This window comes from Chryseobacterium capnotolerans (genome assembly GCF_021278965.1).
GTDB classification, from domain to species: domain Bacteria; phylum Bacteroidota; class Bacteroidia; order Flavobacteriales; family Weeksellaceae; genus Chryseobacterium; species Chryseobacterium capnotolerans.
In genome coordinates this window covers 4,593,026-4,612,953 of sequence record NZ_CP065589.1, presented here as the reverse complement: position 1 = coordinate 4,612,953, position 19,928 = coordinate 4,593,026, and the positions used below count along the sequence as shown (strand labels likewise).

General features: G+C 37.9%; 13 protein-coding genes and 1 pseudogene. 11 read left to right on the top strand and 3 right to left on the bottom strand.

Features of this window, described 5'->3' with window-relative positions:
- Positions 1-171: 171 nt before the first annotated feature.
- The 3 genes from H5J24_RS22115 to H5J24_RS22105 all read right to left on the bottom strand — a co-directional run bounded on the left by H5J24_RS22115 (position 172) and on the right by H5J24_RS22105 (position 2,587).
- Positions 172-1,440 (bottom strand): acetyl-CoA C-acetyltransferase, encoded by a 1,269-nt coding sequence (locus H5J24_RS22115; protein WP_232815867.1) that lies wholly within the window; start codon positions 1,438-1,440, stop codon positions 172-174.
- Between the two features lie 10 nt (positions 1,441-1,450).
- Positions 1,451-2,056 (bottom strand): TetR/AcrR family transcriptional regulator, encoded by a 606-nt coding sequence (locus H5J24_RS22110; protein ID WP_068940663.1) that lies wholly within the window; start codon positions 2,054-2,056, stop codon positions 1,451-1,453.
- A gap of 114 nt (positions 2,057-2,170) precedes the next feature.
- Positions 2,171-2,587: an OsmC family protein gene (locus tag H5J24_RS22105; RefSeq protein WP_068940661.1), complete on the bottom strand. Its 417-nt coding sequence runs from the start codon at positions 2,585-2,587 to the stop codon at positions 2,171-2,173.
- 255 nt (positions 2,588-2,842) lie between these two features.
- On the opposite strand from H5J24_RS22105, the gene H5J24_RS22100 reads away from it, so the two are divergent.
- The 11 genes and pseudogenes from H5J24_RS22100 (at position 2,843) to H5J24_RS22055 (ending at position 19,811) form a co-directional block, all read left to right on the top strand.
- Positions 2,843-3,553 carry an AraC family ligand binding domain-containing protein gene (locus tag H5J24_RS22100; protein WP_346729930.1) on the top strand — a complete coding sequence of 237 codons (711 nt, stop codon included), beginning with the start codon at positions 2,843-2,845 and terminating at the stop codon, positions 3,551-3,553.
- Positions 3,511-3,765 (top strand): helix-turn-helix domain-containing protein, encoded by a 255-nt coding sequence (locus tag H5J24_RS26030; protein WP_346729929.1) that lies wholly within the window; start codon positions 3,511-3,513, stop codon positions 3,763-3,765. The genes H5J24_RS22100 and H5J24_RS26030 overlap by 43 nt, the downstream gene beginning before the upstream one ends.
- Before the next feature lie 431 nt (positions 3,766-4,196).
- Positions 4,197-7,157, top strand: coding sequence for a SusC/RagA family TonB-linked outer membrane protein (locus H5J24_RS22095; RefSeq protein ID WP_082811027.1), 2,961 nt, complete (start codon positions 4,197-4,199; stop codon positions 7,155-7,157).
- A 15-nt stretch (positions 7,158-7,172) separates the two neighbouring features.
- Positions 7,173-8,810, top strand: coding sequence for a SusD/RagB family nutrient-binding outer membrane lipoprotein (locus H5J24_RS22090; RefSeq protein ID WP_068940657.1), 1,638 nt, complete (start codon positions 7,173-7,175; stop codon positions 8,808-8,810).
- Between the two features lie 151 nt (positions 8,811-8,961).
- A complete protein-coding gene (locus H5J24_RS22085; RefSeq protein WP_068940655.1) occupies positions 8,962-10,260 on the top strand; it encodes an MFS transporter in 1,299 nt (432 codons plus the stop codon).
- Between the two features lie 34 nt (positions 10,261-10,294).
- Positions 10,295-11,267: pseudogene (locus H5J24_RS22080) on the top strand (glycoside hydrolase family 130 protein).
- Positions 11,268-11,390: 123 nt separating this feature from the next.
- Positions 11,391-13,622, top strand: a complete 2,232-nt coding sequence (locus tag H5J24_RS22075) for a GH92 family glycosyl hydrolase (protein WP_068940650.1) — start codon at positions 11,391-11,393, stop codon at positions 13,620-13,622.
- 34 nt (positions 13,623-13,656) lie between these two features.
- The gene (locus H5J24_RS22070; RefSeq protein WP_068940649.1) at positions 13,657-15,084 is read left to right on the top strand and encodes a glycoside hydrolase family 125 protein; all 1,428 of its coding nucleotides are present in this window, start codon (positions 13,657-13,659) and stop codon (positions 15,082-15,084) included.
- Between the two features lie 109 nt (positions 15,085-15,193).
- Positions 15,194-16,558, top strand: a complete 1,365-nt coding sequence (locus H5J24_RS22065; RefSeq protein WP_232815866.1) for an endo-beta-N-acetylglucosaminidase H — start codon at positions 15,194-15,196, stop codon at positions 16,556-16,558.
- On the top strand, positions 16,471-17,343 hold the full coding sequence (locus tag H5J24_RS22060) for a LamG-like jellyroll fold domain-containing protein (protein ID WP_232816396.1): 873 nt from the start codon (positions 16,471-16,473) through the stop codon (positions 17,341-17,343). The genes H5J24_RS22065 and H5J24_RS22060 overlap by 88 nt, the downstream gene beginning before the upstream one ends.
- A gap of 92 nt (positions 17,344-17,435) precedes the next feature.
- Positions 17,436-19,811, top strand: coding sequence for an endo-beta-N-acetylglucosaminidase H (locus tag H5J24_RS22055; RefSeq protein WP_232815865.1), 2,376 nt, complete (start codon positions 17,436-17,438; stop codon positions 19,809-19,811).
- The last annotated feature ends 117 nt before the right edge of the window (positions 19,812-19,928 follow it).

The following is a 19,928-nucleotide window of genomic DNA, read 5'->3' as shown; positions in this document are numbered from 1 at the left end:
TGATTAGATTTTCATGAGGTAAAGTGTTTTTACCCATGCTTCATTTCACTGCTTTTCTTTATCATTCTGTTTTCCGTTTGCAATATTATCATTTTTCTTTCGCTGCGGACGAATAATAAAGTATATTATTTATAGCATAATGAATGTTTTTTCTGTAAAAATAGCTGTAAACTACTTTTCTAAGATCATTGTTACGCCTTGTCCACGAGCCGCACAGATAGAAATAAAGCCTTTTCCGCTTTCTTTTTCATTCAATAGTTTGGCTAAGGTAGCTATGATTCTTCCTCCTGTTGCAGCAAAAGGGTGCGCAGCTGCCAGACTTCCGCCTTTTACATTGAGTCTGCTTCTGTCTATCTTCCCAAGAGCTTTTTCCAATCCGAACTGTTTAGCAAGATCATCATTTTCCCAGATTTTAATGGTAGCCAGTACCTGAGCGGCAAAAGCTTCATGAATTTCATAATAATCAAAGTCTTCCAGGTTCATTCCTGCTTTTTTCAACATTCTTTCTGCAGCGAAGACGGGTGCTAATAATAAATTCTGCTGGTTTTCAACATATTCTATTCCGGCAAGTTCTGAAAATGTGATATAAGCCAGAACAGGAAGATTATTGGCTTTTGACCAGTCTTCACTGGCTAATAAGATAGCAGAAGCGCCATCTGTAAAAGGAGTGGAATTCCCAGCTGTTAAAGTTCCATTTTGTTTATCAAAAGCCGGTTTTAATTGAGATAGCTTTTCAAGGCTGGTATCGCGGCGTAGATTATTGTCTTTATCCAGACCATATGCAGGTGTAATCATATCATCAAAGAATCCTTCATCATAAGCCTTTGCCATGTTTTGATGACTTTTAAATGCCAGTTCATCCTGATCTTTCCTTGAAATCTGATAGTATTTTGCGGTTATTTCAGTATGTTCACCCATTACAAGACCTGTTTTGGGTTCCTGTCCTTTGTAAGGAATAGGCATCCAGTCTTTCAGTTTTGGACTTAATAACTGCTTGAGTTTTCCAAATGCAGATTTCTCTTTATTGGCTTTTAAAAGAGCTTTTCTCAATCGGGGAGAAGATTCAAAAGGAATATTGCTCATGGCTTCCACACCACAGGCGATACCAGATTCTATTTGTCCAAGAGCGATTTTATTCCCAATGTAAATTGCCGCTTCAATTCCTGTATCACAAGCCTGTTGAAGATCACAGGCAGGAGTGGCAGGATTCAATGAGGTATTCATGACGGTTTCTCTGATGAGGTTGCTTTCTGATATGTGTTTGATGACAGCACCGCCGGCTACTTCTCCGAGTAATTGCCCCTGTAATTGATAGCGATCTATCAATCCGTTCAGAGCAGATAGTAAAAGATCTTGATTGCCCTTTTCTGCATAGGCGGTATTCATTCTGGCAAATGGGATTCTGTTGTATCCTACAATAGCCACTTTTTTTGTTTCCATATTTGAACGTTTATGATGGAAGAATGGTGAGTTCATGATCGATCATCTCTTTGACTTTGTCCAGCGCCTGATTCAGAAATCGTTCATCATCCATTGTTTTTGAAAGTAAGATGCCTCCTTCAATAAGCATGATAAATAGAGAGGCATATTCATCAGGATCTATAGAGGCATTTAACTCGTTGTTTTTCTGCCCTTGAATAATCACTGCTGCTATTCTTTCCGTCCATAATGTAAAGGATTTTTGAACATACTGCTTAAGGGCAGGGAAAGAATCATCAGCCTCTGTAGCTGCATTCATTAGCGGGCATCCTCCATTTGAAAAAACAGAGCGCCAGTTTTTTCTGTAAAACGATACAAAAGCGTGAAGCTTATCGGTTGAGGTTGGGTATTGATCTCCTAGCGAATGATTCATTACTTTGCTCAGTAATCCTGCATTATACTTATATACTTCAATAGCTACCTGATCCTTATTTTCAAAATTTCCATAGATGCTTCCTTTGGTGAGTCCGGTTGCCTGGGTAATGTCTGACAAAGAAGTAGCGCTATAGCCCTTTGTATTGAACAAAGTAGCCGTTTTCTCAATGATAAATTGTTTTGTCTTTTCTGCCTTTGACATTTTAAATGCTTAATTATAATGCAAATATACAAAAATATACCAAATGGTATATTTTATTTTAAAATGAAGTCTGAGAACTTTGCAGAACCCAGACTTATTGTATTTGTTATACTTTTATGCTAAAGTAGCATTGAGTGTAATTTCAAAGTTAAATGCTGCACTCACAGGGCATCCTTCTTCTGCAATCTTTGCGTATTTCTGAAACTCTTCCTCAGAAATTCCGGGAACTTTTGCGGTAAGGGTGAGTTCAGATTTTGTAATTTTTCCAATGCTTGGATCAAGAGTGATGACTGATTTGGTGGTTAGCTCTTCAGGAGTGTAGCCTGCTTGTGAAAGTTCAGCGCTTAATTTCATCGTAAAACATCCTGCATGGGCAGCAGCCAATAACTCTTCAGGATTGGTTCCTACACCATCCTCAAAGCGGCTGCTAAAAGAATATTGTGTTTGGTTTAAAGTAGTGCTTTGTGTCGTGATATGCCCTTTTCCTTCTTTAATAGTACCGTTCCAAACGGCTGTTGCATTACGTCTCATACTGTTGATTTTTGATTAATATGAATTGATATTGATGTGAAAGTTTATTTTCTTGACAAAATTGTTCTGTATAAAGATACAAAAAAGCATTGCTTGAAGTAGATTAAATTACAGAAGCAGAATTTTATTCTGATATACATATCAAATTATGAAGAAAAAAACAGCAAATATGTTTTTACATTGATATTATTTTATCATTTTTACAAATATTTGTACTGCGAACGATATTTTTAACCTTTTTCCAAAACTGCCTGCATGAACGGACTAGAAAATATTCTTAGAGAAATAACTCCACTATCTCCTGAAGACAGTTTTCTGGTATTTGACAGGATTAAGGAATCGTTTGATTTTCCCTATCACTATCATCCGGAAATTGAAATTAATTTCGTTTACAAAGGGAAGGGGTATCGTAGAATGATTGGAGATCATACTGGAGAGATCGGGGATCTGGAACTGGTGTTGGTAGGTCCTAATTTGCCTCATTGCTGGGCAAATTATAAATGTAAAAACAGGAAAACTCACGAAATTACTGTACAGTTTAATCAGGATTTCTTTAACCAATCCATGATGCAGAAAAATATCCTGAAACCGATCAATAATCTGATGAAAGATTCTATCAGAGGAATTCTATTTTCCACGGAGACTGCAGAAAAACTAAAAGATTCGTTTCTTAATCTATCTAAGATGAACAGTTTTGAATCTTTTATAGAAATTATGAAAATTCTCAATGAGTTGGCTGTTGCGGAAGACAAAACGCTTTTGTCATCCTACAGTATTGAACTTGAGACTTTTGATGATAATGATAAAATGAAGGTGATTCATGATTTTGTTCATAAAAATTTTGAAAATAAAATAACGCTGGACAAGGCTGCTTCATTGGTGAACATGAGTAATGTGACATTCAATAGATTTATTAAAAAAGAATGGGGACAACGTTTATCAACTATCTCAATGAGATCAGAATAAGCTATGCGGCCCGCTGGCTGATGGAAAAGAATCTTACTGTTTTTGAAATTGCTTTTGAGGCTGGATTCAACAATATAGCGAACTTCAACAAAGTTTTTAAATCCATTAAAAAAACGACTCCTACCGAATTTAGGGAACAATTTAAAGGGGTAAAAAAATCGAATAAATATATTTTTCAAGATTTTCTTTTCAGTGATCTTACATTTCCATAAAAATACCTTCTTTCATTCTGAACGAAATGAAGTGAATGGAGAATTTCTAAGAAATAACGGCTGTCTAACCATTATTTTGTTTACTTTTTCTGTTCCAAAATGGAATTAAGCTTTATTATTTGATGAGAAAAAATAAAAAATAATTCCTCTTTTTTTAATTCTTGAGATTGAGTTTTAATTTATTGATAATTAGTATTTTACGTACTTATAAATTAAGGTACTGAAAAAATAATATCGTTTTATGATAAAATAGTATTATATCGGGCTGGTTACAAAATTTAGATTTGTTAATGTGAATTAAATCTTAACCAAACTTTAAATAATTTAATACATAAACAGCAAAATATTGCTAAAAAAACAATTAATTTTTGGGTATTGAATTCTAAAGTAATGTCATTGATTCTCAATTAAATCTAACTAATCTAAGCCTTATGAGAAAAGCAGTTATACCGGTTCTATTTGTTTTTTCCCTTTCTGCCACTGCACAGGAAAAAAAAGCGGCCGACACTACGAAGACAACCGATATTCAGGAGGTCGTAGTCACCTCTTTGGGGATTAAAAAGCAGGCCCGCGCTTTGACCTATTCCAGCCAGCAAATTGGCGGGGATGAACTGACAGAAGTGAAAACGCCCAATTTTTTAAACTCTATTAGTGGAAAAGTTTCCAATGTACAGATCAATAGAACTAACGGTGTAGGAAGTTCGGTGAGGGTTTTAATGAGAGGAAATAAATCAGCAAGTAGCAGTCAGCCTTTATACGTAATAGATGGTATTCCCATTATTAACGGAGGGGGAAAATCTGCTGAGGCCAGCCAATATTCTACCATGCCGGATGCCGGTGATGTTTTAAGTTCTATCAATCCGGATGACATTGAAAGCATCAACTTCTTAAAAGGAGCTTCTGCTTCTGCTCTTTATGGCTCTATGGGGGGGAATGGTGTTATCCTGATTACCACTAAAAAAGGGAAAGTAGGTAAAAGCTCTATAAGTTACAATACAAGTTTTACAGTAGATCAGGCATATAGTCTTCCTAAATTACAGCATAGTTATCTGTCTTATGATCCGGCAGTCTCTGGCCAAACTCCAGGTGTTTCCAATGAAAGCTGGGGTGCGAAAGGAGCTTCTAAGGATTATTTAAAAGACTTTCTGCAAACAGGTACAACATGGGTTAATAGCCTTTCTTTCCAGTCAGGAACCGAAAAATCAACGAATTATTTCTCAATAGGAAATACTACCAATAAAGGGATTGTTCCTTCTTCTTATTTTGATCAATATAATGTCTCCTTTAGAAATTCCAGCAAATATCTGAATGATAAATTAACGTTGGATGCTAATTTTATTGGCTCTATACAAAACAGTATCAACAGACAGACTCCCGGCATTTCTTTCTCACCTTTAGTAAGTTTATACTGGTTGCCAAGGGGAGTAGACTTTGATCAATATAATAATAGTAACTACTATTATATAGACAAATCGAGATTATTACCTGGTCAGAACTGGTGGGCCGTAGGACCAGACGGAAAATTCAACGGAAATCCTGCAACACAAAATCCTTACTGGATATTAAACAGGAATAAAGTTACTGTTAACAACAAGAACACATATAGTGCTATATCATTAGCCTATCAAATCAATCCGTGGTTATCAGCAAGAGTGAGAGGGAATTATAGCTGGAATATTACGGATAGCCAAAGAGGTGTTTCAGCCTACTCAGATCCAAATCTTATAACGAGCAATGGAGAAAATGGAAGATTCCTTCAAAACAAATATGAAAACACATCTACTTACGGAGACGTTTTATTAGTAGGAAGTCCAAAATTAAGCGAAGATATTTCATTAGATTTTACAGTGGGTGGAAGTATCAATACCTCAAGAAATACAGTAACTGAAATTGATAATGCTTATTTGGCGATGCCGAATTTGTTTACCATCAGTAATCTGCAGTGGAATGTAGACAGGGGCGTAGGAGATGGGTTTCATAATATAAGCTACAGTACCAAAAAACAAGTACAGTCGGTTTTTGCAAGTGCATCTTTGGGGTATAAGAATATGTTTTATGTAGATATGACCTTTAGAAATGATTGGGATTCTACTTTGGCTTTAACAGGAACTAACGGGTACGATTATGAATCTGTAGGGGCTAATGCTGTATTATCCTCTATCTTCAAGCTCCCTGAAACTATTAATTTTTGGAAAGTAAGAGGGTCTTATGCTACCGTAGGAATAGGATTGCCTCCCAATTTAGCAACTGTATCAGATCGTTATAATAGTGTTTACGGATATAATGTTGATGCTGGCCAGATTGTAAAACCTAAATATTCACTTGTAACAGATCCTGCTTTTAAAGAATTATTTGCAAAGCCGGAACTTAATAAAACTTTTGAAGCGGGTACAGAATTAAGATTGTTTAAAAATCGATTAAGTTTTGATATCACCTATTACAATTCAAATGCCTCCAATCAGCTTTTAACACTTGATATTTCTTCTAACTTAGGAGGGTTGCCGTCCGGTTCCTATTATGTAAATGCTGGAAAAATACGAAATACAGGTTTTGAAGCTTCTTTATCCTACAAAGTATTTGATTCAGAAAAGTTCGGTTGGACAACTAATTTAAATGGTTCCATGAACAAAAATAAGATTGTAGAATTATTTCCATCGAGTATAAATGTTCCGGAAAGTCAGCTTCTGGCACTCACTGGAGGTGGTGCTTATACAAAGCTTAAGTTAGGCGGATCTTTCGGAGATATCTATGGGGTAAAATTCCTTAGAGATGATCAGGGGAGAATTTTAGTTGACGCACAAGGAAAACCTATGGCAGACAAACAAATTGGTTATTTGGGTAATCCGAATCCTAAGTTTATGTTAGGGTTTAATAACTCTTTTAATATTGGAAAATTGGGGATCTCTTTTCTTATTGATGGGAAATTCGGAGGTCAGGTTCTGTCTCTTACAGAAAAAGCAAATGATTTGCTTGGGGTAAGTCAGAACAGTGCTTCTGCCAGAGATGCAGGCGGAGTAGCTATCCCAAATGCTGTATATGCACCAGGAACTCCGAATGCAGGAGCTGCCTATACTGGGTTAACGGATGCGCAAGCTTATTATAAAACGATAGGAGCGAATCAGGAAGGAGCAGGAATTGATGAAGCCTATATCTACAGTGCAACGACTGTAAGGCTGCGCCAGGCGTCTATAGGATATACTTTTGATATCAATTCTAGCTATCTGAGAAATGCAACCGTAAGTTTAGTGGGAACAAATCTATTTTTCTTTTATAAAAAAGCACCATTTGATCCTGAACAGGTTTCAGGAAACACACCTGGTGGTGTAGGAGTAGATTCTTTTGGTATACCTATTACCAGATCTATCGGATTATCATTAAAAGCTAACTTCTAAATATACAATACTAAAATGAGAATAATTAATATTAAAACTTATATACTTGGAGTAGCTGTGCTTTTTTCTGCCTCCAGTTGTATCGGAGACTTTGAAGAGTTTAATCAGCAGAAAGTTGGAGGTCCGGAAAATTTTTATGCAGATTTTGTAGCCATTGTAAATCCTTTGAAAGACATGCAAAGAGGTTTTCAGTCAGACTATCAGTTAGCGACGAATCTCAATGCAGATATGTTTAGTGGAATGTTTAGTACAGCATCGCAGTTTAATGGGGGGACGAATAACCTTACTTATTTAATGATGGATGGCTGGAACAATAGAATTATTGCAAGACAGCGTGATACTTTTAATAATTCTATTGTCATTGATGATGTGGCAAAATACAGCTATCCCGGAATAGATTTCACCGCAACTTTTGCCGTAAAAAAAATATTGAAAATTCTTACAGCAGCAAGAGTTTCAGATCGCCATGGACCTGTAGTGTATAGTAAATATGATACTCCTAATGCAAACGGGGTTACAGATTTCGATTCTCAACAGGATGCTTACAACAATTTTATTAATGATCTTACCGCTGCTATTTCTGATTTGCAAAAAGTACAAAATACGCCCGCAACCCAGAATGTAGAAGATAAGTCTGTTGTGAAAAGATCAGATTTGATCTATGGTGGAGATATCGCAAAATGGGCAAAATTAGCCAACTCTCTTAAACTGAGATTTGCTTTGCGTATGAGCTACGCTGATCCCGTAAAATCAAAAAAATATGCAGAGGAAGTCTTTGCTTCTTCTGCAGGGTTAATATCTGATAATACAGATAATGCATTGATAAGCGTTGGGCAGCATGAATTAAGTTTTATTATCTATTCATGGGGTGACTGTTATATAGGAGCACCCATAATGGCTTATATGAGTGGTTTCAAAGATCCCAGACTTTCTGCGTATGCTAATCCTGCAACAGATCCTGCAACTTTTGTAGGAGGTAAACCACAATATATAGGAATACGCCAAGGAATTGATTTAATCAATGGGAAGCCAACTTATGGAGGCTTTTCCCAACCAGCAGCAAGAGCTGCCGGTGGAGATTATTTCTCCGGGACTGATGGAAAATTCAAATTATTTACTGCTGCTGAAACATGGTTTTTAAAAGCTGAAGCGGCTTTGAGAGGCTACTCAGGTGCAGGGGATGCACAAGCTAATTACCAGGCAGGGATCACTCAATCTTTTGGGGAATGGGGGAAAAGTTCTGATGTAGCGGCTTATCTTGCTGATAACGTTTCAACAGAAGCTCCTTACCTTGATCCTAAAAATACAGCCAATAATATTCTTGCAGGAGACTCTCAGTTAAGTACCATTACAATTGCTTGGAACAACAGTGATTCTAACGAAAAGAAACTTGAAAGAATCATCACTCAAAAATGGTTAGCTCTTTACCCGGATGGTCCTGAAGCTTGGGCTGAACAAAGAAGAACGGGATATCCAATTTTGTTCAAAGTCAGAAAAAATGATAGTGGAGGATTAATTGGAACAGATCAGATGATCAGAAGAATCCCGTTCACAAATGATACAAAAAATTCGACTTTTAATTACGCACAGGCAGTGCAGCAATTAGGCGGCCCGGATAACGGAGCTACCAAGTTATGGTGGGATAAGAAATAATCAAATCACTTCAAAAATACAGAGACATCTCATAAAGGATAATCATTCGGGCAGGAGATAGGCGTAGGATCTCCAAAAATTTATAGTTTCGTTTTTTAGCCGGAATGAACCTTGAGATGTTCTCTTTTTCTTTAGAATCTTATTTTTAAATATGGGAAAAAACAACTCCGGAACCCGTCGGATTCAGCCAATTCTCTGGATATCCACATTATATTTTGCAATGGGTGTACCCTTTGTAACCATTAATGCGGTGTCAGGAATTATGTATAAGGATATGGGAGTTTCGGATTCACAGATCACTTTCTGGACGGCTCTCATCATGTTTTCATGGACGTTAAAGCCACTTTGGAGTCCTTTTCTGGAGATCTATAAAACCAAAAAATTCTTTGTTGTTTCTACCCAGTTTGCCATAGGGATTCTGTTTGCCTTGGTTGCCTTAAGTCTGCCTTTGCATGATTTTTTTAAATACAGCATTGCTCTTTTTGCAGTAGTAGCCTTTTGTGGAGCTACGCATGATGTGGTGGCAGATGGAACTTATATTGGTTTTCTTACCAATAAAGAACAAGCCAGATATATTGGCTGGCAGGGAGCATTTTATAACCTTGCCAAGATTATCAGCAGCGGAGCTTTGGTATATGCAGCTGGAGTGTTAGAAAAAACAAAGGGAGTTACCCACGCCTGGATGATCATTATGGTGATCTATGCATTATTATTTTTTGCATTGGCTATTTATCATTATTTCATTCTGCCTAAAGAAAATAAAGAGGTCCAGAAAGATGAAAAAACAGCAGGAAATGTCCGCAAAGAATTATTGGAAGTAATCACTTCTTTCTTTACCAAAAAGAATATTCTGTGGTCCATACTGTTCATCATCCTGTACCGTTTTGCAGAAGGTTTTGCGATAAAAATAGCCCCTTTATTTTTTAAAGCACCAAGAACTTCAGGTGGATTAGGATTGTCCACTTCAGATATTGGACTTATTTATGGAACGTATGGTTCTGGGGCATTCATTCTGGGGTCTGTTTTGGCAGGATATTTTATTTCAGCCCGCGGATTGAAGAAATCTTTAATTTGGCTGTGCTGTGCATTCAATATTCCATTTGTGGTGTATGCATTGCTGGCTTATTATCAGCCGGTAGATCTTTTACCCGTAGGAATTGCTGTGGTGGTAGAATACTTTGGTTACGGATTCGGTTTTGTGGGATTAATGCTTTATATGATGCAGCAGATTGCTCCCGGAAAACACAAAACAGCTCATTACGCTTTTGCCACAGGAATTATGAATCTTGGAGTAATGATTCCGGGGATGTTCAGCGGGATGATCAGTGACTGGATCGGATATAAAATGTTCTTCATCTGGGTGCTGATTGCTACCATTCCTGCATTTCTTGTGGCTCTTTTCGTTCCTTTTCCTTATTCAGAAAATCAGAAAGAAGAACCAATCAATTAATAAACAAATTTTAAATAAAAAGTAAAAATACTTTATGACAGCTCAATCAGTAATGATCCCTTGGCAGGATCGCCCGGAAGGTTGTAATGATACTATGTGGAGGTTTTCCGAAAACCCGATCATTGACAGATATGCGATACCCACATCCAACAGTGTATTCAATAGTGCAGTAATCCCTTTTGAAGATGGGTTTGCCGGAGTATTCCGTTGTGATAACAAAGCCGTACAGATGAATATTTTCGCAGGGTTCAGTAAAGATGGGATCAATTGGGATATCAATCACGATCCCATTGAAATGCAGGCAGGAAATACCGATATGATTGAATCCGATTACAAATATGATCCCCGTGTCACCTTTATAGAAGACCGCTACTGGATCACATGGTGCAACGGATACAATGGGCCTACCATCGGAATTGGATATACTTTTGATTTTAAAGAATTTTTCCAGTGCGAAAATGCATTTCTTCCTTTCAACAGAAACGGAGTGCTTTTTCCGGAAAAAAATCAATGGTAAATATGCGATGTTGAGCCGTCCGAGTGATAATGGGCATACTCCTTTTGGAGATATTTATATCAGCTATAGTCCTGATATGAAATATTGGGGTGAGCACCGCTGCGTAATGAAAGTTGCTCCTTTCGAAGACAGTGCATGGCAGTGCACGAAGATTGGAGGTGGTCCGGTTCCTATTAAAACGGAAGAAGGGTGGCTGCTTTTTTATCATGGGGTTATCAATACCTGCAATGGGTTCAGATATTCGATGGGAGCTGCTTTGCTTGACCTGGAAGATCCTGCAAAAGTACTGTACAGAACAAAACCGTATTTATTGGCTCCGGCAGAACTGTACGAGTTAACAGGAGATGTACCGAATGTGGTTTTCCCTTGCGCAGCTTTAACGGAAGGAGATAAAGTAACAGTATATTATGGCGCAGCCGATACTGTAGTGGCCATAGCCTTTGGATATATTTCAGAAATTATTGATTTTATGAAAAAGAATTCAATCTAATTATTTTAAGATTAAAAAAATATAAAAGCCAGCTTAATTGCTCTCCTTTTTGGGATCTTTGTAATGGTTTTCCTATTTTTAAACAAACTTTTAAATTAAAAAAATCCCCGATACTCTCTTATCATGAAAAAAGAATTGCTGATTTGTTTTTTTACATCCTTGATTTCCTTAGCGAATGCCCAACATAATAAGAATGATATTTTATCCTGGGTAGATCCGTTTATAGGAACAGGAGGGCATGGGCATACCTTTCCGGGAGCAACTACACCATTCGGAATGATTCAGCTGAGTCCGGATCAAAATACGAAAAGCGGTGACTGGGACTGGTGTTCCGGATATCATTATAGCAGTAAGACGATCATGGGATTCAGTCATAATCACCTTAGTGGTACAGGTTGGGCAGATCTGGGAGACATTCTGGTAATGCCAACAGTAGGACAGCTAAAAATGGTTCCGGGTTCAGAAGATAAGCCTGAAACGGGCTACCGTTCAACATTCACTCATGATAAAGAAACAGCAGCACCTGGATACTATTCTGTAATGCTGGACAGTTATGGGATCAAAGCAGAACTTACTGCTTCTCCGAGAGTAGGATTCCATAAATATACTTTTCCAAAGACGGATGAAGCCAATATTATTATTGATCCTACGAATAAAATCTTCGGAAATATTTATCATACATTGGTAAGTGTAGAAGGGAATAATAAAATCAAAGGATATTGCTACAGCAATGGCTGGGGTGGAAAAAGATTTACTTATTTCGTGATGGAGTTTTCCAAGCCGTTTAAATCTTATGGGGTTTATGCTGAAGGGAAAATAAAAGATAACGAAAAAATTGCACTGGCTAAAGATGCTAAAGCCTTTGTAAGATTTGCTACAGAAACAAATGAAAGCATTGAAGTAAAAGTTTCCTTATCTCCGGTAAGCACAGAAAATGCTCAGGAAAACTTTGATACAGAAGCAAAAAACGTAAATTTTGCAAAAGCTAAAGAAACCGCACAAAAAACCTGGCGGGACCTTATCGGAAGGTTTCAGGTAACCGGAGGAACTGATAGTCAGAGAAAAATCTTCTATACAGGTGTTTATCATACATTTATCGCTCCAAACCTTTATATGGATGTGAATGGAGATTATGTAGCTGCCCAGGAAAATATGAATACGAAATGGTTCACGAACTACAGTACGTATTCCTACTGGGATGGTTTTAGAGCTACCCATCCGTTATTGACCATTATGGATCAGAAGCATACCAAAGAATTTGCGAACTCTCTCATCAGCAGATATACGGATCGTAAAGACCATATGCCGATCTGGGAATTATGCGGGTATGATAATTTCTGTATGCTGGGTTACCACAGTGCGTCAGTAATCTGGGATGCTATTTCCAAGGGAGTTCCCGGTATTGATGGCGAAAAAGCTTTTGCAGCAATGAAAGATGCTTCTCTTACAGATAAAATGAGCAGCAGTGACGGAGGCGGAGGTCTGAATGATTATATTAAGCTTGGCTATACTCCTTCCGAAAACGGAGCTTCTGTTTCTGCAACATTAGAATATTCGTATGATGACTGGTGCATTCAGCAGCTGGCAGAAAAATTAGGAAAGAAGGATGAAGCAGAAGTGTACAAAAAGCGCTCAATGAATTTTCTGAATACTTTCAACAAAGAAAATAATCATTTCTGGCCGAGACAAAAAAATGGAAAGTTCTTAGCGGATTTCCCTCTTAATGACTGGAAAAAACTTCAGCCACATTGGGTTTCCGGAAATATCTGGGCGTATGACTTCTTTGTTCCGCATCAGATTGATGAAATGATGAATTTGTATGGCGGGAAGAAAGGATTTGAAGAAAAATTGGATAAAACATTTACTGAAACCCTTAAAATGGAAGGCGAGCAGCATGTTGACATTTCTGGATTCATCGGGTCTTTAGGTTTTGGTGATGAGCCGGGACATCATGTTCCATACCTTTATAATTATGCCGGAAGTCCTTACAAAACACAGAAAATGGTAAAATACATCCGTGATAATATGTATGCTGCCAAACCGGATGGAATTGTGAATAATGAAGACTGCGGGCAAATGTCAGCATGGTATATTTTTTCTTCATTAGGATTCTATCCTGTAACACCGGGAAAACCTGTATATGCCATTGGAGCCCCACAGTTCCCGAAAGCTTCATTACAACTTGAAAATGGGAAAACCTTCACGGTAATTGCAGATAAAATTTCAGATAAAAATATCTATGTACAGAAAATGTTCCTGAACGGAAAAGAGTACAAAAGCTGGGAACTGAACCACAGTGATATCATGAACGGGGGCGAACTGAGATTTGTAATGGGAAGCAAGCCTGTAAAATAAAGACTAATAAAAAATAAACGAAATAAAAGTATCAATGGAAAGGAGAGATTTTATTAAAACAAGTGCATTGGCTGGAGCCGGGTTGCTGTTTACTCAGAATGTTTTTGCTAAAACCCTTGCTACGGAAGGTTTTCCTGTAGTTCGTGTTCCTAAAGATAAAAGACATTTTACCAGTGAATCCGTAGAAAATGCTATTGCAGCCTTTAAAAAGAAAGTAAACAATAAAGAGCTAAGCTGGCTATTTGAGAACTGCTTTCCAAATACATTAGATACTACTGTTTTCTATAGTGAAGCCAATGGTACACCGGATACTTATGTGATTACCGGAGATATTGATGCTATGTGGCTTCGTGACAGTTCTGCACAGGTTTTCCCTTATCTGCAGTTTTCCAAGAAAGATGAGAAACTTCACAAATTGATTTCCGGAGTTATCCATAAACAAACAAATTTCATCCTTAAAGATCCTTATGCGAACGCATTCTACAATGATGATAAAAAGATCAGTAAGTGGAAAGAGTATGACCATACCGATATGAAACCGGGAACCCATGAAAGAAAATGGGAGATTGATTCATTATGTTATCCTATTCGTTTAGCGTATCATTTCTGGAAAACAACAGGAGATACAAAACCTTTTGATGCTAATTGGCTGCAAGGGATAAAACTTACATTACAAACTTTCACAGAGCAGCAGAGAAAGCATGATCTTGGGCCCTATAAATTTGAACGTACAACGGCTTGGGCTACTGATGGAGTTCCAATGGGGGGATATGGTTATCCGACAAAGCCTGTAGGTCTCATCAGTTCTATGTTCCGTCCAAGTGATGATGCTACGATCTATGGATTTTTGATTCCTTCCAACTTATTTGCAGTAGTAAGTTTACGCCAGGCCGCAGAAATGGTTTCTCAGATTAAAAATGAAAAAACCTTGGCTCAACAACTGAACAGCCTTGCTGATGAGGTAGATGCAGCCATCAAAAAATATGGAATTTATAATCATCCTGAATTTGGAAAAATATATGCTTTTGAAGTCAATGGTTTTGGAAGTTATAACCTGATGGATGATGCGAACTGTCCAAGTTTGTTAGGACTGCCTTATCTGGATGCGGTGAAAGCTGATGACCCTGTTTATCAGAATACGAGAAGATTTGTTTGGTCGGAAAATAATCCGTTCTTTTTTAAAGGAAAGCTTGCAGAAGGGATAGGAGGCCCTCATATTGGACTGGATATGATCTGGCCAATGAGTATCATTATGAAAGCACTTACTACAACAGACAAAAGTGAGATCAAATGGTGTATAGATACCTTACAGAAAACGCACGGCGGGACAGGCTTTATGCATGAATCCTTCCATAAAGACAATGACAAAAAATTCACCAGAGAATGGTTTGCTTGGTCCAATACCTTATTTGGCGAATTGTTGTGGAAAACATTTAACGAAAACCCTCAGCTACTGACATAGCCCACAATTTTATATAGCTTATTTACTTAAGATGCTTTCCTGGAAATGAAAGGATCAGAGGATTGCTATATAAAATTCAGACACCAAAACACCTTAAAAAGATTATACAATGAAAAAAAAATCAATCCTTACTGCACTGATGGCCATGGCCCTTCAGTCTGGTGCTTTCCTTAACGCACAACAGCTTAATCCTAAAGGAATATGCTATGTGGAAGTGAATAACAACAACATCCTGAATGCAGGAGCGTACAAATTGCAAACATCGAACAGCTATCTGTTCAATGTGGTGAATATCTTTGCGGCTAATATTAATTATGATACCAGCCGTGGGAGAGCTTATCTGTATTCTAACAATAATGTAACCAAGGTTCTTACCAATGCAGACACTTACATTAAACCATTGCAGCAGAAAGGAATGAAAGTAGTTCTTACCATTCTGGGAAATCACCAGGGAGCAGGAATATGTAATTTTCCAACCCGTGAGGCAGCAAAAGACTTTGCAGTACAGTTAGCCAATACAGTAAATACTTATGGTCTGGATGGGATTGATTTTGATGATGAATATTCAGATTATGGAAACAACGGAACAGGGCAGCCTAATGACAGTTCCTTCGTAATGCTTGTTCAGGAGTTAAGAGCATTGCTTCCGGATAAGATTATTTCATTCTATTATTACGGAGATGCTGCTTCAAGACTTTCCTGGAACGGAGCCAGAGTAGGAGATAATATCAACTACAGCTGGAATGCGATGTATGGGACCTTCTCCGCTCCTAATGTGCCACCTCTTACTAAAGCCCAGATTTCTCCGGCAGCAGTATGGTTGGGAAATACTTCAAATTCTACTACAACCAGCCTAGCTACTCAAACGAAAAACGGAGGGTATGGATTATATCTTTGGTATGATCTTAAAGGAACCAATCAGGCATCACAGCTTTCAGCAGGTACTCAGACGCTGTATGGGGAACAAACAGTTTTAAGTGGAACTTTACAGTCGTGGACACAAGGGACCAATTGTGATGCACCTATTGGATTGTTTACGAGCAATCTTACCGGAACCAGCGCAAAACTAAACTGGTCAACAGTAGGAACCAATACTTACGATATTGATTATAAACCTGCCTCTTCAACAACATGGACAAGTGCAGCTACAGCAGTCAGCTCTAGTTCAGTTACAGTTTCAGGTTTAACAGCCAATACCGAATACGATTGGAGAATCAGAACAAATTGTAGTGTGAAAAGTACATATATGTTCGCCCCAAGATTCAATAGTGGATCAGGTACAACAACCCCTACAGGTTCTTATGCTCTCTCATTGGACGGAACGAGTGAATCAGGAGCAGCCGGAAATATGAATTTGGTGGATCAGCATTATCTTTTGAGGGCTGGATCAAACCTTCATCCTTCAAATCAGTATCTCCATATATTTCATCCATCATGGGAACTGAAGCAGGAGATACTAATTCAGCATTACTAAGACTTGGAGATGCAGGACTGGCTAATAATAAGCTTCAGTTTGTATTAAGTATCAATAATGTGCAGCAAAAGCTGGCTTCTTCTACTGCCTTGAATGCCAATACATGGTATCATGTAGCAGCAACATATGATGGAAGTACAATGAAATTGTATATCAATGGTACTTTGGACGCAAGTAAAGCACAAACCGGAAATGTAAATTCAAATGGAGCATTTAATGTGGGATATTTATACAATACTTCCAGAAATTTCAATGGTAAAATAGATGAAGTCAGAGTTTGGAAAAAAGCATTAACGCAAACGGAAATTAGCCAGAACATGTGCAATGTCTCTGTTCCGGCTGCTTCTCTTGCCGCTTATTGGAAATTCAATGAAGGAAGTGGTTCAACGGTTCAAGACAGTTCTGGAAATGGAGTTTCTTTATCATTAACAGGTGTGGATGCATCGAATTGGGTGACTGATCTGCCGTGTGCAACCGGAACTTCAAAATTATCAAGAAATGCGATAGCTCAAAATGTAGCAGGAGATATCAATACCAAGAATCCAATCAAAATATTTCCAAATCCAGTCAGTAAATCTTCATCATTTACAGTTTCTGTTTCTGATGAATATAACAAAGGAAAATTGACAATCTATGATTTTTATGGAAGAATTAGAGACACAAAATCATTAAAAGCCGGTGATAACCAGTTTGAGTCCTCTGGACTTTCATCCGGAAATTATATTCTTCAGTTTGAATCGCAGAACGGAAATACAAAACAGACAGAGAAACTAATGGTAAAATAATAATATAGTCATTGGGCTTAGGCTCAATGACTTTTCCTCTTCTAATAAAAAATAATATCCTATGAAAAAAAAAATCCTTTCTTATTCCTCTAATGGCTTTAATGCTTCAGGCCGGTTCTCAGCTCAAGGCCCAGCAGCTTAATCCTTTGGGAGTTTGCTATGTAGAAGTGAATAACAACAATATGCTGAATGCAGGGTCTTATACTTTGCAGACTACTAACAGGCAGCTTTTTGACGTAGCGATTATCTTTGCTGCCAATATCAATTATGATGTCTCTAAAAGCAGAGCCTATATATCAAATAATAACAACGTTACCAAAGTACTGAATGATGTCAATACTTATGTAAAACCTTTACAACAGAAGGGAATTAAAGTATTACTGGATATTTTGGGAAATCATCAGGGAGCTGGAATCTCCAACTTCCCTAATCGTGAAGCTGCAAAAGATTTTGCCTTGCAGGTAGCACACACAGTATACACGTATGGGCTGGATGGAGTAGATCTTGATGATGAATATGCAGGATACGGAAATAACGGAACGGGTCAGCCAAATAACAGCTCTTTTGTAATGTTATTGCAAGAGCTTAAAGCTGCGATGCCTGATAAGTTAATTACATTTTATTATTTAGGACCTGCAACGAGTAGACAGAGTTATAATGGAGATCTGGCGGGTAATTATATTGATTATAGCTGGAATCCTTTTTATGGGACCTACAGTGCTCCGAATGTACCACCTCTCAATAATTCAAAGCTTTCCGCTGCTGCAATCTGGATCCAAAATTCAAATCCTCAGTCTACCCCTGCATCTGTACTTTCTTCATCGGCAACCAGCACTAAAAATGATGGTTATGGAGTATTTATGTGGTACGACCTGGGAGGGACTGATGTTGCCAGCTATCTGAGTACCGGATCCAATATTCTTTATAATGAAAATACCCAGCTAAGCGGGCAATTGTATTCATGGAGTCAAGGCCAGGCTTGCGATCCGCCGTTAGGGCTGGAGGTTACTAATGTTACAGGGACATCAGCCAAATTGAATTGGATTTCCAATGCTTCTCAAACCTATAATATTGATTATAAACCTGCCAATTCAACAACTTGGACCAATGTAGCAAGCAATTATTCCGGAAGTAATGTGATAATTAATAATCTGACCATGAACACAGATTATGACTGGAGAATACAGTCTAACTGCTCTTCAACCTTAACCAGTACTTATCTTTTTGCTCCAAGGTTCAATTCAGGAAACGGATGTGCAACACCTTCAGGGTTGGCATCAGGAAGCTATCTTGGAAATTCCACTCAGTTGTCATGGGACACCGGAACAGCATCTTCTTACACACTTCAATACAAAACAGCAGCTGCCACATCATGGTCTGAAGTTCAGAATATTAATACAAATAGCTATTCGCTGCAAAATCTTATCCCCAATACAAACTATGTGTGGAAAGTACAAGCCGCCTGTACAGGTGGAACAGCAAGTACCTATTCAGCAGAAGGCGCATTCAATAGTGGATTTGCCCCCGTAGTAAGCCCCGGCCCAAGATCACTTTCCTTTAACGGAAGCACGAATTACCTGAATGCCGGGAAATTTGATCTGAGCGGAAATGCATTAACCATTGAAGGATGGGTAAAAGTAAATGCTTTTAAAACTGCTTTCCCTAATATTTCATCGGTACTTGGTATTGAAGTGGGGGATAACAATTCTGCAATGCTTAGATTCGGAGATGGCGGTCTGGCGAATAACAAACTTCAGTTTATCCTGAGCTTCGGTTCCGCACAGACAAAAATCAATACAAGCACAACATTTAATACCAATACATGGTACCATGTAGCAGCAACCTATGATGGAACGGCGATGAAACTGTATATTAATGGTAATCTTGATGCAAGTACGACAGTTACGGGTAATTTTACTGCTAACGGTATTCTTTATTTGGCAAGAAATTATGACAATTCTCGTGCACTTAATGGTTCTTTGGATGAATTCAGGGTATGGAAAAGAGCATTGACAGCCCAGGAAATTATGAATAACAGCTGTAATGTGGCAGCCAATTCACAAGGACTGGAGGCCAACTGGAAAATGGATGAAGGAAATGGAATAGGTGCTTTGGATGCTACTGCAAATACTCATTTTGCAACCTTAGTGAATATGAATGATACGAATTGGAAAACAGAGGTTCCTTGCAACGCTTCACTGTCTGTAAGAGACGTTGAATCTGGAAAAGAATACAGCAATGCTTATCCGAACCCGGTTAAAAGAGGAAGTGATATTCATTTTACAGTTGCTGATAGTTCCAGCGAAGTATCATTCTATGACGTTTCAGGAAAATTATTGAAAAAGCAGGATATTAATCAAAATAATAACACGGTGAATGCACAGGATCTGGCACCAGGTACTTATATTTACAAAATTACATCCTCAAAAAATAATGGAGTATCATCAGGTAAAATAATTGTGAAATAATGCTCTGTCAATGAGTGTTTTACCTGAAAAATAAAAAAGATTGTAAAGCAGGCAGACAAGCAGTATGTTGTTTGCCTGCTTTTAAGTCAATAAAAACAGCTTGAAATTAAAATAAAA